Annotated in this window: 10 protein-coding genes; 8 read left to right on the forward strand and 2 right to left on the reverse strand. The window is 68.7% G+C overall.

Annotated features, from left to right (window positions below):
- Positions 1-4: 4 nt before the first annotated feature.
- Positions 5-640 carry a cysteine hydrolase family protein gene (locus MLE64_RS11770; RefSeq protein ID WP_243317909.1) on the reverse strand — a complete coding sequence of 212 codons (636 nt, stop codon included), beginning with the start codon at positions 638-640 and terminating at the stop codon, positions 5-7.
- Positions 641-745: 105 nt separating this feature from the next.
- Between MLE64_RS11770 and MLE64_RS11775 the strand changes: the two genes are divergently transcribed.
- The 4 genes from MLE64_RS11775 (at position 746) to MLE64_RS11790 (ending at position 8,499) form a co-directional block, all read left to right on the forward strand.
- Entirely contained in the window at positions 746-1,726 is a 981-nt protein-coding gene (locus tag MLE64_RS11775; RefSeq protein WP_243317910.1) for a helix-turn-helix domain-containing protein, read from the forward strand.
- Positions 1,727-1,774: 48 nt separating this feature from the next.
- Positions 1,775-3,793 (forward strand): molybdopterin oxidoreductase family protein, encoded by a 2,019-nt coding sequence (locus MLE64_RS11780; RefSeq protein WP_243317911.1) that lies wholly within the window; start codon positions 1,775-1,777, stop codon positions 3,791-3,793.
- Between the two features lie 242 nt (positions 3,794-4,035).
- Positions 4,036-5,385 (forward strand): NADP-specific glutamate dehydrogenase, encoded by a 1,350-nt coding sequence (gene gdhA, locus MLE64_RS11785; RefSeq protein ID WP_243317912.1) that lies wholly within the window; start codon positions 4,036-4,038, stop codon positions 5,383-5,385.
- Between the two features lie 99 nt (positions 5,386-5,484).
- Entirely contained in the window at positions 5,485-8,499 is a 3,015-nt protein-coding gene (locus tag MLE64_RS11790) for a PEP/pyruvate-binding domain-containing protein (RefSeq protein ID WP_243317913.1), read from the forward strand.
- A 21-nt stretch (positions 8,500-8,520) separates the two neighbouring features.
- On the opposite strand, the gene MLE64_RS11795 is transcribed toward MLE64_RS11790, so the two are convergent.
- On the reverse strand, positions 8,521-9,054 hold the full coding sequence (locus MLE64_RS11795; protein ID WP_243317914.1) for a DUF1579 domain-containing protein: 534 nt from the start codon (positions 9,052-9,054) through the stop codon (positions 8,521-8,523).
- An 81-nt stretch (positions 9,055-9,135) separates the two neighbouring features.
- Between MLE64_RS11795 and gmk the strand changes: the two genes are divergently transcribed.
- From gmk to MLE64_RS15830, 4 genes are all read left to right on the forward strand, one after another.
- Complete coding sequence (gene gmk / locus MLE64_RS11800; protein ID WP_243317915.1) at positions 9,136-9,750, forward strand: guanylate kinase; 615 nt, start codon at positions 9,136-9,138, stop codon at positions 9,748-9,750.
- A gap of 65 nt (positions 9,751-9,815) precedes the next feature.
- On the forward strand, positions 9,816-11,396 hold the full coding sequence (locus tag MLE64_RS11805) for a S41 family peptidase (protein WP_243317916.1): 1,581 nt from the start codon (positions 9,816-9,818) through the stop codon (positions 11,394-11,396).
- A 12-nt stretch (positions 11,397-11,408) separates the two neighbouring features.
- Positions 11,409-12,566, forward strand: coding sequence for an acyl-CoA dehydrogenase family protein (locus MLE64_RS11810; RefSeq protein ID WP_243317917.1), 1,158 nt, complete (start codon positions 11,409-11,411; stop codon positions 12,564-12,566).
- A 111-nt stretch (positions 12,567-12,677) separates the two neighbouring features.
- Positions 12,678-14,705 carry a dipeptidyl-peptidase 5 gene (locus MLE64_RS15830; RefSeq protein WP_279343068.1) on the forward strand — a complete coding sequence of 676 codons (2,028 nt, stop codon included), beginning with the start codon at positions 12,678-12,680 and terminating at the stop codon, positions 14,703-14,705.
- Positions 14,706-14,720: the final 15 nt, after the last annotated feature.

Below are 14,720 nucleotides of genomic sequence, written 5' to 3' on the forward strand. Positions count from 1 at the left end.
GGGGTCACTTCGGGCGGTGGCCCCGGGCCCGCTGATTGGACTCGTAGATGGTGCCGCGGGCCGGTGCCGGGGCCTCGCCTTGGACGGTCGCCACCCAGGTGCGGGTGTCCGTGACGGCGGCGAAGCGGGACTGGAGGACGACGCAGAAGGTCCGGTGGATCGTCTCGGCGCTGGCCCGTCCCGCGGCGTTCTCGTAGGGCACCGAGCCCGAGGCGTCGGCCAGGAACTCCACCGCCAGCCCGGCGTGCATGGCGTGCTTGATGGTGGAGTCCACGCAGTTGTGCGTCATGTAGCCCACGACGGCGAGGGTGTCGATGCCCCGGGCCCCCAGCCACTCGGCGAGATCCGTCTCGGGGAAGGCGCTGGGAAGGGATTTCTCCAGGTAGTGGTCGTGCGGGCGCGAGCGCACCACCTCGTGGAGCTCCCAGGCGGGACCGCCCTTGACGAAGAGGGGCGCCCCGGCGGGCCCGTGGTTCTGGACGACGATCACCGGGATGCCCGCCTCCCGGGCGGCGTCCATGGCCGCGCCGATGTTGGCCAGGGACTCGGCGATGGGCGGGAACTCGATGGGGAGGTCGCCGGTGACGTACTCCTCCTGGACATCGATGACGATGAGGGCGCGGCGGGGGGAGGCGGGCATGGGCATCTCCTTGAAGGGGCCGGTGGAACCGGGCTGCGCTCATGCTGGGCCCCGCGACGGGAATGGGAAAGTGGCCTGAATGACAATGTTCGATAAGATCAGGCCATGGCGTCTCTCCCGCTGGACCCCTTCACCCTGGCCGTGGTGGTCTTCGACCGGATCAGTCCGTTCCACCTCTCGGTGCCCTGCTTGGTCTTCGAGGACCGGCCGGACCTCGGCGTCCCGTCCTACCGCATCCGGATCTGCGGGGTGGAGGCGGGCCCCCTCCGCACCTCGGCCGGCTTCACCCTCCAGGCCCCCCATGGCCTGCGGGGGCTGGGCGGCGCGGGCACGATCATCGTCCCCAGCTGGCGGGATCCCCAGGAGCGCCCGCCCGAAGCCCTCCTCGCCGCCCTCCGGAAGGCCCATGCCCGGGGCGCGCGGGTAGTGGGCCTCTGTCTGGGCGCCTTCGTCCTGGCCGAGGCGGGCCTCCTGGATGGGCGCCAGGCCACCACCCACTGGAACTGGGCCGAAAGGTTCGCCCGGCAATTCCCGGAGGTCCGGCTGAACCCAGGCGTGCTCTACGTCGACGAGGGGGATGTGGTGACCTCGGCGGGCACGGCCGCGGGTCTCGATTGCTGCCTCCACCTCCTCCGATCCCAGTGCGGGGCCGAGGTCGCCAATGCGGTAGCCCGGCGCATGGTCGTGCAGCCCCACCGCCACGGAGGCCAGTCGCAGTTCATCGAGCAGCCTGTCGCGCTCGGGTCGGGACGGGACTCCTTCACGGAGGCCCTGGCCTGGGCGGAGGGGCACCTGGACCACCCGCTCACCGTGGACACCCTCGCGACACGCGCGCGGATGAGCCGGCGCACCTTCACCCGGCACTTCCGGCGGAAGACCGGCACCACCGTCTGGGCCTGGCTGCTCCAGCGCCGCCTCACCTTCGCGCAGCGGCTCCTCGAGACCACCGGGCACCCGGTGGAGCATGTGGCCGCCCTGGCCGGCTTCGGCTCGGCGGTCTCCCTCCGCCTGCACTTCCGCCAGCTCCTGAAGACCTCGCCCACGGCCTACCGCCGGGCCTTCCAGGGCGACTTCCAGAGCGACTAGGAAGGAGCCGCGCCTGCGGCCATGATGGAACCCCCCGGGAGGTGTCCCATGCCCCGCACCAGCCACCGCTCCGTCTGCCCCTATGATTGCCCCGACGCCTGCGGCCTCGTGGTCGAGGTGGAGGACGGCCGCGCCGTGGCGGTGGCGGGCGATCCGGAACATCCGTTCACCCGGGGCGCCCTCTGCCCCAAGATGAACCGCTACCAGGACACGGTGCACCACCCGGAGCGCCTGACGACGCCCCTGCGCCGCACCGGCGCGAAGGGGGACGGCGCCTTCGCGCCCGTCTCCTGGGACGAGGCCATCGGGGAGATCACCGACCGCTGGCGGCGGATCATCACCGCCCACGGCGCCGAAGCCATCCTGCCCTACTCGTACGCGGGCACCATGGGCCTGGTCCAGCGCAATGCCGGGCATGCCTTCTTCCACCGGATGGGGGCCTCGAAGCTGGACCGCACCATCTGCTCGCCGGCCAAGAACGAGGGCTGGGCCCTGGTGATGGGCGGCACGCCCGCGCCGCACCCGGACGCCTGCGCCGCCAGCGACCTCATCCTGCTCTGGGGCATCAACGCCGCGGCCACCAACGTCCACGGCCTCCATGCCGTGCGCGAGGCCAAGCGGAAGGGCGCGCAGGTCTGGCTCATCGACACCTACGCCCACGCCACCGCGCCCCTCTGCGACCGCGTGGTGCTGGTGCGCCCGGGCACGGACGGCGCCTTGGCCCTGGGGATCCTCCACCTCCTGGACCGGATGAAGCTCTGCGACGAGGCCTTCCTCGCCGCCCACGTGCAGGGCGCGACCGAGCTGCGGGCGCGCATCCTGCCGGACTATCCGCCGGAGCGCGTGGAGGCGATCACCGGCGTGCCCGCGGCCACGGTCCGCGAGCTGGCGGAGGCCTACGGCCGCGCCCGCGATCCGCACTTGCGCCCGGGCAACGGGATCTCCCGCTACGGCAACGGCGCCCTGACCCTGCGCACGCTGGCCTGCCTGCCCGCCTTCGTGGGGGCCTATGCCAAGCCCGGCGGCGGCGCCTTCGCCTCAACCAGCACCGGGGGCATATTCCCCATGCGCCTCATCGAGCGCGAAGACCTGCTGCCCCGCCCCGTCCGCACCCTCAACATGAACCAGCTGGGCCGCGCCCTGAACGAGCTGCAGGACCCGCCGGTGGCCTCGCTCTATGTCTACCACTCGAACCCCGCCGTGGTGGCGCCGGACCAGAACGCCGTGCTGAAGGGCCTCGGCCGCGAGGACCTCTTCACCGTGGTGCACGAGCGATTCATGACGGACACGGCCCTGTTCGCCGACCTCGTCCTGCCCGCCACCACCTCCCTGGAACACAGCGACCTCTACCGCGCCTTCGGACACTACGCCATCCAGCGGGCGCGGCCCGTGGTGCCGCCCGTGGGGGAGAGCCGCTCGAACCTCGAGGTGTTCCAGGCCCTGGCGCACGCCATGGGCTTCACGGAGGAAGTGTTCTCGCAATCTGCGGACGACCTCATCGACGCCCTCCTGGCCGAGCCCCATCCCTGGAAGGCGGGCGTGGACGAAGGCCGGCTCGCTGAGGGCTTCGCCGTGGAGCTGGACCCTCACCAGCAGACGCTCCAGTTCGGCACGCCCAGCGGCAAGGTGGAAGTCCTCAACCCCCGCGACCCGGAACCCCTGCCCCGCTTCCTGCCGGCGCACAGCGCCGAGGACCCGCACCCGCTCCAGCTCGTCACGGCTCCGGCCGTGCAGGGGCTCAACTCCACCTTCCACGAGCGGGAGGACCTGCGGCGGCGCATGGGCCGGATGGCCCTGCGCCTGAACCCCGCCGAGGCCGCGGCCCGTGGCCTGGCGGACGGTGATTCGGTGACTGCGTTCAACGGCCTGGGCGAGGTGGCCTTCACCCTGGAGGTGACGGACAAGGTGCCCGTGGGCGTGGCGGTGGCGGAAGGGGTGTGGTGGCGCCGCCACGCTCCCGGCGACCGCACCGTGAACGCCCTGACCTCCCAGCGCCTCACGGACCGCGGCGGCGGCAGCACCTTCTACGACAACCGGGTGGACCTGCGGGCGGGTTGGCCCTTTTGACGGATCGTCAACAAAATGCCCGATGCCCCCCGCACATAGCCCTCTTTTAGTGCTTCGCATCACCTCTTGATACTCCGCCCTCCCTCGAGGCAGCCCGTGCGGCTAGAGTCATGTCGTCCTGTTTTTGCCACCGCATCGCGCCGCGGACGCCTCGGGACGGCCCCGCGGGATCTCAGCACGAATGCTTTTCCCGGCCGGAGCCCCGCTTCCGCCTCCACACCCCCTTCCTTCCCGGAGGAACCATGAGCCAGTACGTCAATGAAGTCCTTGAGGGCCTCAAGAAGAAGGCCCCCTGGGAAAGCCTGTTCATCCAGGCCGCCACCGAAATCCTCCACTCCCTGGCCCCGGTCCTCGAGAAGGAGCCCAAGTACAAGAAGAACGCCATCCTGGAGCGTCTGATCGAGCCCGAGCGCGCCATCGGCTTCCGCGTGCCCTGGGTGGACGACAAGGGCCAGATCCGCGTCAATCCAGGCTGGCGCGTGCAGTTCAGCAGCGCCATCGGGCCCTACAAGGGCGGCATCCGCTTCCATCCCAACGTCACCCTCGACACCCTGAAGTTCCTGGGCTTCGAGCAGATCTTCAAGAACAGCCTCACCGGCCTGCCCATGGGCGGTGGCAAGGGCGGCTCCAACTTCGATCCCAACGGCAAGTCCGACGCCGAGGTGATGCGCTTCTGCCAGTCCTTCATGATGGAGCTCTTCCGCCACATCGGCGCCGACACGGACGTGCCGGCCGGTGACATCGGCGTGGGCGGCCGCGAGGTGGGCTACATGTTCGGCATGTACAAGAAGCTGCGGAACGAGTTCACCGGCGTGCTCACGGGCAAGGGCCAGTACTGGGGCGGCAGCCTCATCCGTCCCGAAGCCACGGGCTACGGCGTGGTCTACTTCGCCGAAGAGGCGCTGAAGACCAAGGGCGAGTCCATCGGCGGGAAGAAGGTGGCCGTGTCCGGCTTCGGCAACGTGGCCTGGGGCGCCGTCACCAAGGCCACCCAGCTGGGCGCCAAGGTCGTCACCATCTCCGGCCCCGACGGCTACATCTTCGATCCCGACGGCATCTCCGGCGAGAAGATCGAGTACATGACCGAGATGCTGCGCATCGACCGCATGTCCGTGGCCCCCTACGCCCAGAAGTTCAAGAGCGCCCAGTTCCACGCCGGCAAGCGCCCCTGGGAGCAGAAGGTGGACGTGGCCCTGCCCTGCGCCATCCAGAACGAGCTGAATCTCGACGAGGCCAAGAACCTGATGGCCAACGGCTGCATGGCCGTCATCGAGGGCGCCAACATGCCCAGCACGCTGGACGCCGTGGAGTTCTTCCAGGCCAACACCGGCAAGATCCTCTTCTCCCCCGGCAAGGCCTCCAACGCCGGCGGCGTGGCCACTTCGGGCCTGGAGATGAGCCAGAACTCCATGCGCCTGGGCTGGACCGCTGAAGAGGTGGACGCCCGCCTGCACCAGATCATGATCAACATCCACAAGTCCTGCGCCGACGCGGCCGCCCGCTTCGGCACCCCCGGCAACTACGTGAACGGCGCCAACATCGCCGGCTTCATCAAGGTGGCCGACTCCATGCTCGACCAGGGCCTGGTGTAGCCGCTTTCTGCTTTGCAACAAGGCACAAAAAGGGGGGCCGCCCGCGGCCCCCCTTTTTGTGCCCAGGCCAGTAAACTGCGGTGGAACCGAGGCCCCCGCATGATCAGCCGCGACTTCAACGAGATCTTCCACAAGTACGCGACGGACAAGGAGATCTTCCACGAGCTCATGCCCCTGCGCACCCGGGAGATCCTCCTGGTGGCCCCGGCCTTCGACGCCTTCACGCTGGAGCAGGACGGCCTGCTGACCGAGATCCTCTTCGACGGCTACTACCAGCTCAACATGAGCAACCCGCCCCGGGTGACCAACGTGTCCACGGTGGACGAGGCCCTGGATCGCTGCGCCAGCCGCCACTTCGACATCATCATCGTCATGAGCCGCCTGGGCCAGGGCGGGCACGTGGAGCTGTCGCGGGCCCTGCGGAAGGCCGCGCCGCGGATCCCCATCTACCTGCTGCTCAACGACAACGTGGAAGTGGGCGTCATGGACCGCCGGCGCCAGGAGCTGCTGCGGCACTACGACCAGATCTTCGTGTGGAACGGGAACCCCGAGATCTTCATGGCCATGGTGAAGTTCATGGAGGACCGGGCCAACGTCCTCAACGACACCAAGGTGGGCCTCACCCGCGTGATCCTCCTGGTGGAGGACAGCATCCGCTACTACTCGCGGTACCTGCCCATCCTCTACAGCGAGATCCTCAAGCAGACCACGCGCCTGGCCAAGGAACAGAACATGGACCGCATGACGCGCACGCTGTCCATGCGCGTCCGCCCCAAGGTGATCCTGGCCACCTCGTACGAGGAGGCCATGGCCTTCTGCGACCAGTTCCAGGACTGCCTGCTCTGCGTCATCTCGGACCGCAAGTTCCCCAAGGACGGCACCCTCGACCGCGAGGCCGGCATCAAGCTCATCCGCGCCCTGAAGGAGCGAATCCCGGACCTGCCGACCCTGCTCCAGTCCTCGGATCCGCTGAAGGAATCCTGGGCCACGGCCCTGGGCAGCGGCTTCCTCAACAAGAACTCGTTCACCCTGGGCGCGGAGCTTTCGAGCTTCTTCTACGAACGCCTGGGTTTCGGCGACTTCATCTTCCGGAACCAGGCCGGCGAGGAGATCGCCCGGGCCACGGACATGGAGGACCTGCGGGAGAAGCTGCGCACCGTGCCCGCCGAGTCCCTGGTCTACCACGCCCTGCGCAACCACTTCTCCTCCTGGATCATGGCCCGCGGCGAGGTCCAGGTCGCCAAGGTCCTGGCCCGCTTCCGCATCTCGGACTACCGCGACCCCGAGGATATGCGCACCTTCCTCATCGACGTGGGCGACTACGTGCAGCGCATGCGGACCCTGGGCAAGGTGATCCCCCTCACGGAATCGACGCCCAGAGACGAGCCCAACATCCTCCGCCTGGGCTCCGGCTCCATGGGAGGCAAGGCGCGGGGCGTGGCCTTCACCCACTCCCTGCTCTCCCGGCTGGACCTGGAGAGCCTGATCCCCGGCGCGAACATCCGGATTCCGCGCTCCGCCATCATCGGCACGGAGGAGTTCACCGGTTTCATCCACCGGAACGGCCTGAGGCAGATGGTCCAGAGCGACGCCGACGACGACGCCATCAAGCGGCGCTTCCTCATGGGCTCCCTGTCGCCGGAGCTGATCGCCAAGCTGCGGCTCTTCCTCACCAAGCACGCCAAGGTGCCCCTGGCCGTGCGTTCCTCGGGCCTGCTGGAGGACAGCCTCTCCCATCCCTTCGCGGGCCTCTACAGCACCTTCTTCCTACCCAACAACGACGCCGATCCCGCCGTGCGCGAAGTCCAGCTCATGGAGGCCATCAAGCTGGTCTACGCCTCGGTCTACTCGAAGGCCTCCCGCGCCTACTTCCAGGCCATCGACTACAAGATCGAAGAAGAGCAGATGGCCATCCTCATCCAGGAGGTCTCGGGACGCCGCTTCGGCAGCCGCTTCTACCCCCACATCTCCGGCGTGGCCCAGTCCTTCAACTACTACCCCGTGGCCTACACGCTGCCGCAGGACGGCATCGCCAGCATCGCCGTGGGGCTGGGCAAGTACGTGGTGGAGGGCGAGAAGGCCTACTGCTTCGCGCCGCCCTACCCCGAGATGGACATGCTGCCCCCCAGGGAGCAGCTGCGCACCACCCAGAAGCGCTTCTACGCCCTGGACATGAGCCGAACCTCCGTGGACCTCTACGCCGGGGAGGACGCCACCCTGCTCAGCCTCGACATCCAGGAGGCGGAGGCGGATGGGGCCCTGCAGCACTGCGCCTCCGTCTGGGACTGGAACGACGACCGCATCCAGGACGGCCTCGACCGCCCGGGGCCCCGCATCGTGAACTTCCGCAACATCCTCAAGTACGACCAGTTCCCCCTGGCCCCGATCCTCCAGCGGCTGCTGGAGCTGATCCGCGGGGCCATGGAGACGCCCGTGGAGCTCGAGTTCGCCGTGAACCTCGACCCCGATCCCCACAACGGCAAGCCCACCTTCACCCTCCTCCAGATTAAGCACCAGCTCATGGAGACGGGGGACGTGAACCTGTCCCCGGCGGACCTCGACCCGGCGGACCTCTTCCTCTTCTCCGAGAAGTGTGTGGGGAACGGCATCGTGGAGGGCCTGCGGGACGTCGTGTGGGTGGACCCCGAGGGCTTCGACAAGTTCGAGACGCCCGCCCTGGCGGCGGAGATCGAGAAGCTCAACGACCGCTTCCGCGCCGAGGGCGGGAAGTACGTCCTGCTGGGGCCCGGGCGCTGGGGCAGCAACGACCGCCACCTGGGCATCCCCATCGTGTGGTCCATGATCTCCTGCGCCCAAGTGATCGTGGAGTACGCCATGGAGAACTTCCAGGCGGACGCCTCGTTGGGCTCGCACTTCTTCCACAACGTGACGTCCCTGAACATCGGCTACTTCACGGTGCCCTACCCCCGGGGCACGAGCCTCCTGGACTGGGACTGGCTGCGCCGGCAGCCGGAGGTCTGGCGCTCGGGCTGCCTGGTGCACACGCGGCTGGACGAGCCCGTCCACATCGTCATGGACGGCCGGCGCAGCGCCTCGGCCATCTTCAAGCGCGCGCCGGAGCCCGTGCCCGAGGAGCCGGAGGAGTTCCAGTAGCAACGTCGAGGAGCGTCGCGCCTACTTCGCCCGGGTGTATTCCATCTCCATGAGCTTCACGAAGGCGCCGTCCTTGCCCTTCACGAACATCGACGCGAAGCGGTGGTCGTGGTCCGGCTGGGTGTGGACCTCCTTGAAGGAGAGGGGCTTCCCCGCCTCGTCGTGGCCCTCGAAGAAGAGGGTCATCTCCCGGCAGTCGTTCGTGCAGGTCCCCTTGGACACCGCCATCCAGGTGCCGCCGTTGTCCACCCAGGCGCCCACGTGGGCCTTCTGGAGGGTGTCGTAGCCGAAGAGGCCATGCCCCTCGAAGGCCTGGCCCATCATCTCGGCGCGCATCTCGGACCTCAGCCACAGCCCACCCGACACAAGCGTGTTGGTCTCCGTCCCCTTGGACACCACGGGCGGCTTGGACGGGTCCATGTACATCTTCGCCACGGCGATCCAGGTGCCGGCCTGCTCCTTCATGGCCAGGTGATGGGCCGTGGGCTTGGGAAGGGGGCTCTCCTGGGCGGACAGGGCCAGGACACAGCCGAGGGAGAGGATCAGGGCGCGCATGGGACCTCCAGACGCCCATGCTACCCCCGCCGGAACCCGGCGCCAGCCCGGCTTCCGCTAAAGTGGGGGGAGGAGGGGCCCTTGACCCAGCATCCCGGCAACGTGTTCGTGGTCTCCGCGCCGTCGGGCGCGGGCAAGTCCACGCTGACCCAGCGGCTGGTGCAGAGCGTCCCGGACCTGATCTTCTCCATCTCCTTCACCACCCGGAAGCCCCGCCCCGGCGAGGTGGACGGGCGGGACTACTTCTTCATCGACGACGCCCGGTTCGACGCCATGGTGGCGGAAGGTGGCTTCGTGGAGTGGGTGCAGGTCTACGGCCACCGGTACGGCACGGGCCGCGCCTGGCTGGAGGACGTCCTGGGCACGGGGCGCGACGTGCTGCTCGACATCGAGACCACCGGCGCCCTGAACGTGCGCCAGGCCATGCCCGAGGCCCGGATGATCTTCATCCTGCCCCCCTCCGCCGCCTCCCTGGAGCAGCGGCTGCGCAGCCGGGGCAAGGACTCGGACGAGCAGATCCGCATCCGCCTGGAGCACGCCCGCCATGAGCTGGAACTGTACCCAGCCTACGACTACCTGATCCTCAATGACGACCTTGAACTCGCCTACCGGCAGTTCGAGGGCATCGTCCACGCCACCCGGGCCAGCCGGGAGCGAATGGCCCCCACGGCCCGGCGGATCCTCGAGGGGTTCTGATAAAACCGCGCTTCGCCCACCCTGCGGGCGGGGCGTATCCTGGAGGGACACTCCCCGGGAGCCTCATGGCCCGTTTCATCACGCGCAATTGGATGTGGATGGTGGTGGCCGCCACGGTCGCCGTGGCGGGACCCCTGCTGGCCCGGTCCGGCGCCGAAGGCGCCCGCCAGCGGGGCCTGGACACCCTCACCGAGGTCATGGACCTGGTGCAGAAGCAGAGCCCCGAGCCGCCCACCCCCCGCCAGATCACCCACGCCACCATCCAGGGCATGCTCCACACCCTGGACCCCCACTCGAACTACATGGACGAGAGCGAGTTCCGCCTGCTCCGCGAGGAACAGAAGGGCTCCTTCTTCGGCATCGGCGCCATCATCCAGCAGCACGACCAGGGCATCGCCATCATCAGCCCCATGAAGGGCGGCCCGGCCGAGCGCCTGGGCGTCCGGTCCGGCGACATCATCAAGGAGATCGACGGCACGAGCACCGAGGGCATGACCTCCAACGCCGCCCTCCAGAAGCTGCGCGGCGAGAAGGGCACCCTGGTGGAGATCGCCGTGCAGCGCTCGGGCATCGCCGACCTGCTGCGCTTCTCCATCCCCCGCGCCGAGGTCCCCACCAACAGCGTCTACTACAGCTTCATGCTGAATCCCACGACGGGCTTCATCCTCATCAAGGACTTCGGCGAAACCACCTCGGACGAGTTCGAGAAGGCCGTGGCCACCCTCAAGAAGCAGGGCATGAAGCAGCTCATCCTCGACCTCCGCGGCAATGGCGGCGGCGTCCTGGATTCGGCCATCGGGATCTGCCGCCAGCTCCTGGGCCCCGACCAGCTCATCGTGAGCCAGAAGGGCCGGGACGGCCGGGACGAGAACCAGACCCGCACCAGCAAGGGCGCCCAGCTCGACCCCTTCCCCCTGGTGGTCCTCATCAACCGCGGCTCGGCCAGCGCCAGCGAGATCGTCACCGGGGCCGTCCAGGACCACGACCGCGGGGTCGTCGTCGGCCAGACCAGCTGGGGCAAGGGCCTCGTCCAGAGCGTGCTGCCCATCAACCGCTCCCGGGGCCTGGCCCTGACCACCGCCCGCTACTACACCCCCTCGGGCCGCAGCATCCAGCGGGACTACACCCACGGCCTGGACGACTACTACAACCCCGAGGACGAGAAGGACCCCAAGCCCCAGGGTCCGGCCTTCAAGACCGACCTGGGCCGCACGGTCTACGGCGGGGGCGGTATCAATCCGGACTATCCCATGCCCCTCGTCCGCCTCGATGAGTTCATGATCAACCTCCGCTTCCGCTACTCCGCCTTCTTCCGGTATGCGGTGCAGGAGAAGGAGCGCTTCGGCATCCGGCCCGGCGAGCGCGCCGATGATGCCGTGATGGCGCGGTTCCGCGCCTGGGCCCAGGAGCAGAAGCTCACCATCAGCGACAAGGACTGGGAGACCCACCTGGAAGCCATGCGGGAGCAGCTCTCCATCGAGATGCAGAACGTCGCCTTCGGCGTGGAGGCCGGCTTCAAGCTCCAGTGCGAGAAGGATCCGGTGATCCTCAAGGGCCTGGAGGTGATGCCAGAGGCCGAGACCCTGCTCCGAAAGAAGCAGCTCCTGAGCCGCGCCCCCGCTCCCAGCACAGCCACCCTCCGCTGAATCGAGGCCCCCATGGATGTCACGCTCCCCGAGCACGTCGAAGCCCTGCGCCAGGAAGTACGCCGGTTCGCCGAAAAGGAGATCCGCCCGCACGTCATGGCCTGGGACGAGACCAAGACCTTCCCCATGGGCGTGGTGAAGCAGCTGGGCGAGATGGGCATGATGGGTGTCATCTTCCCCGAGGAGTACGGCGGCGCCGGCATGGGCTACCAGGAATACGCGGTGGTGGTGGAGGAGCTCTCCCGGGTGGACGGCTCCGTGGGCATCACCGTGGCCGCCCACAACAGCCTCTGCAGCAACCACATCTACGCCATGGGCGACGAGCGCCAGAAGCAGGCCTACCTGAAGCCCCTGGCCAGCGGCAAGGCCATCGGCGCCTGGGGCCTCACGGAGCCGGGGTCGGGCAGCGACGCGGGCTCCCTGCGCACCTCCGCGAAGAAGGAGGGCTCGCACTACGTCCTGAACGGCACCAAGACCTTCATCACCCACGGCACCGTGGGCGACATCTTCGTGGTCATGGCCCGCACCCGGCCCTCCCTTCCGGGCCGCAGCAGCGCCGACGGCATCAGCGCCTTCGTGCTCGAGAAGGGCATGAACGGCTTCCGGGCCGGCAAGCAGGAGAACAAGCTGGGCCTCCGGGCCAGCGACACCTCCGAGCTCATCCTGGAGGACGTGAAGGTGCCCGAGGCCAACCTCCTGGGCGAGGAGGGCGTGGGCTTCAAGCAGGCCATGAAGACCCTCGACGGCGGCCGCATCAGCATCGGGGCCCTGGGCCTCGGCATGGCCCAGGGCGCCTTCGAGGAGGCTCTCCGCTACAGCAAGATCCGCCACACCTTCGGCCGGCCCCTGGCGGACCACCAGGGCATCCAGTTCAAGCTGGCGGACATGGGCACGGAGATCGAGGCCTCCCGCCTGCTCATCTACCGCGCCGCGGGCCTGAAGGACCAGGGCCTTCCCTACGCCAAGGCCGCCAGCATGGCCAAGCTCTACAGCTCGGAGGTGGCCTGCCGCGTGGCGGACCAGGCTGTGCAGATCCTCGGCGGCTACGGCTACATCAAGGACTACCCGGTGGAGAAGTACTACCGGGACGTGAAGCTCTGCACCATCGGCGAAGGTACCAGCGAGATCCAGCGCACCGTCATCGCCCGCCACCTGCTCTCTGAGTACTGACATGAACAAGGGGAGACCGCCCGGCCGCTTCGCGCCCTCTGCGTCCCCCTCGTGCACCCCCACGCGGTGTCCTGACGAAGCCCGGCCACCACGTCTAATCCCGGAGTCCCCATGAAGGCTCAGATCATCCTCCTCGCCGCAGGCCTGCCCCTGCTGGCCGCCCGCCCCCTCCAGGTGGACGACCTCTTCAAGGTCAAGCGCGTCACCGATCCCCAGCTCTCCGCCACGGGCGCCCTGGCCTACCAGGTGGGCACGGCGGATGTCGCCGCCAACAAGACCACCACCCACGTCTGGTACAAGCCCGCCGGCGGCGAGGCGAAGGCCCTGGACCTGGGCGCCGGCAGCCAGACCCGCCCCCGCTTCAGCCCCGACGGCAAGAAGCTGGCCTACCAGTCCAGCGGCCAGATCTGGATCGTGGACCTCGGCACCCACGAGAAGCGCCAGCTCACGAAGTTGAGCGGCGGCGCCGAAGGCCAGGTGTGGAGCCCGGACGGCAAGTGGCTGGCCTTCCTCTCCACCACCGTGCCTTCGGGGAGCGAGGCCGAGAACGTGGCCTTCCTGAAGCGCCAGGAGGAGAGCAAGGTCAAGGCCCGCGTCATCACCCACCTCATGTACCGCCACTGGAACGAGTGGAAGGACGACCAGCAGGTGAGCCACCTCTTCGTGGTGCCCGCCGACGGCAGCGCCGCGCCCCGGGACCTCACGGCCGGCCTCGCCACGGACGTGCCCAACTTCGCCGACGTGGCGGCCGGGGACGGCTTCGACTGGGCCCCCGACAGCAAGGCCCTGGCCTTCGAGACCCACCCCGAGCAGACCAAGGCCACCAGCACCAACGGCGAGATCTACGAGGTGGCCCTCTCCGGCGGCCCCGCCAAGAAGCTCTCCGACAACCCGGCCATGGACACCACGCCCCGCTACTCGCCGGACGGCAAGGCCCTCGCCTGGCGCGCCCAGCGCCGGCCGGGCTTCGAATCCGACAAGTTCGAGCTGTGGGTGTTCGATCGCACGGCCGGAAAGGTCGTGCGCACCACCCAGGCCTTCGACCAGAGCTTCGGCGACTTCCAGTGGCAGGGCCAGGACCTGGTGGCCGTCAGCGACCAGCAGGGCCACGCGGACCTCTTCCGCTGGAACGACCAGGGCCTCCAGCGCCTCAGCAAGGGCCTGCACGTCGAGGGCTTCGCGCTGCCCCCGAGCGGCTCCGCCGTGGCGAAAGATCACGCCGTGCTGGTCTCCACCAGCCTCAGCACACCCCAGGACCTCTACACCCTGGACCTGAAGACCGGCAAGGTGGCTCGCGCCACGCACCACAATGAGGCCCTGGCCAAAGAGCTGGGCCTCAACCCCGGCGAGGACCTCTGGGTGGACACTGTGCCCGTGCAGGGTAAACCCACCAAGGCCCACGCCTTCGTCGTGAAGCCCGTGGGCTACGACCCGGCCAAGACCTACCCCGTCGCCTTCGTCATCCACGGCGGCCCCCAGGGTGCCTGGGCCGACAGCTGGCACCCCCGCTGGAACGCCCAGGCCTGGGCCGGCCGCGGCTTCATCACCGTGCTGCCCAACCCCCGCGGGTCGACGGGCTTTGGCCAGGCCTACACGGACGCCATCAGCGGCGACTGGAACGGCGCCGTCATGACCGACCTCATGAATACCCTGGACGCCGTGCTCAAGCAGTTCCCCAACGCCGATCCCAAGCGCGTGGTGGCCTGCGGCGGCAGCTACGGCGGCTACGCCACCAACTGGCTGGCCGGGCACCAGGCGGACCGCTTCGCCGCCTTCGTGACCCACGCCGGCATCTTCAACACCGAGAGCATGCAGGTGGGAAGCGAGGAACTGTGGTTCCCCCGCTGGGAGTTCAAGGGCTGGCCCTGGGAGAGCCCCGAGACCAAGGCCCGTTGGCAGTCCCAGAGCCCCAGCAGCGCCGCCGCCGCCTTCAAGAAGCCCATGCTCGTCGTCCACGGCGAGCTGGACTACCGTGTGCCCGTGGGCGAGGCCTTCCAGCTCTTCAACACCCTCCAGCTGCGCGGCGTCCCCAGCGAGCTGCTCTACTTCCCCGACGAGTTCCACTTCGTCCTCAAGCCCCAGAACAGCAAGCTCTGGTACGACACCGTCCTCGGCTGGTGCGAGCGCTGGACGAAGTAGGCTGCCTCGATCCTC

This window comes from Geothrix paludis, from assembly GCF_022808815.1.
In the GTDB taxonomy this organism is placed as follows: domain Bacteria; phylum Acidobacteriota; class Holophagae; order Holophagales; family Holophagaceae; genus Geothrix; species Geothrix paludis.

Bases quoted from the DNA above. Each gene is read 5' to 3' on its own strand.
- MLE64_RS11770 (WP_243317909.1), bottom strand. From the start codon at position 640: ATGCCCGCCTCCCCCCGCCGCGCCCTCATCGTCATCGATGTCCAGGAG.
- MLE64_RS11775 (WP_243317910.1), top strand. From the start codon at position 746: ATGGCGTCTCTCCCGCTGGACCCCTTCACCCTGGCCGTGGTGGTCTTC.
- MLE64_RS11780 (WP_243317911.1), top strand. From the start codon at position 1,775: ATGCCCCGCACCAGCCACCGCTCCGTCTGCCCCTATGATTGCCCCGAC.
- gdhA (WP_243317912.1), top strand. From the start codon at position 4,036: ATGAGCCAGTACGTCAATGAAGTCCTTGAGGGCCTCAAGAAGAAGGCC.
- MLE64_RS11790 (WP_243317913.1), top strand. From the start codon at position 5,485: ATGATCAGCCGCGACTTCAACGAGATCTTCCACAAGTACGCGACGGAC.
- MLE64_RS11795 (WP_243317914.1), bottom strand. From the start codon at position 9,054: ATGCGCGCCCTGATCCTCTCCCTCGGCTGTGTCCTGGCCCTGTCCGCC.
- MLE64_RS11805 (WP_243317916.1), top strand. From the start codon at position 9,816: ATGGCCCGTTTCATCACGCGCAATTGGATGTGGATGGTGGTGGCCGCC.
- MLE64_RS11810 (WP_243317917.1), top strand. From the start codon at position 11,409: ATGGATGTCACGCTCCCCGAGCACGTCGAAGCCCTGCGCCAGGAAGTA.
- MLE64_RS15830 (WP_279343068.1), top strand. From the start codon at position 12,678: ATGAAGGCTCAGATCATCCTCCTCGCCGCAGGCCTGCCCCTGCTGGCC.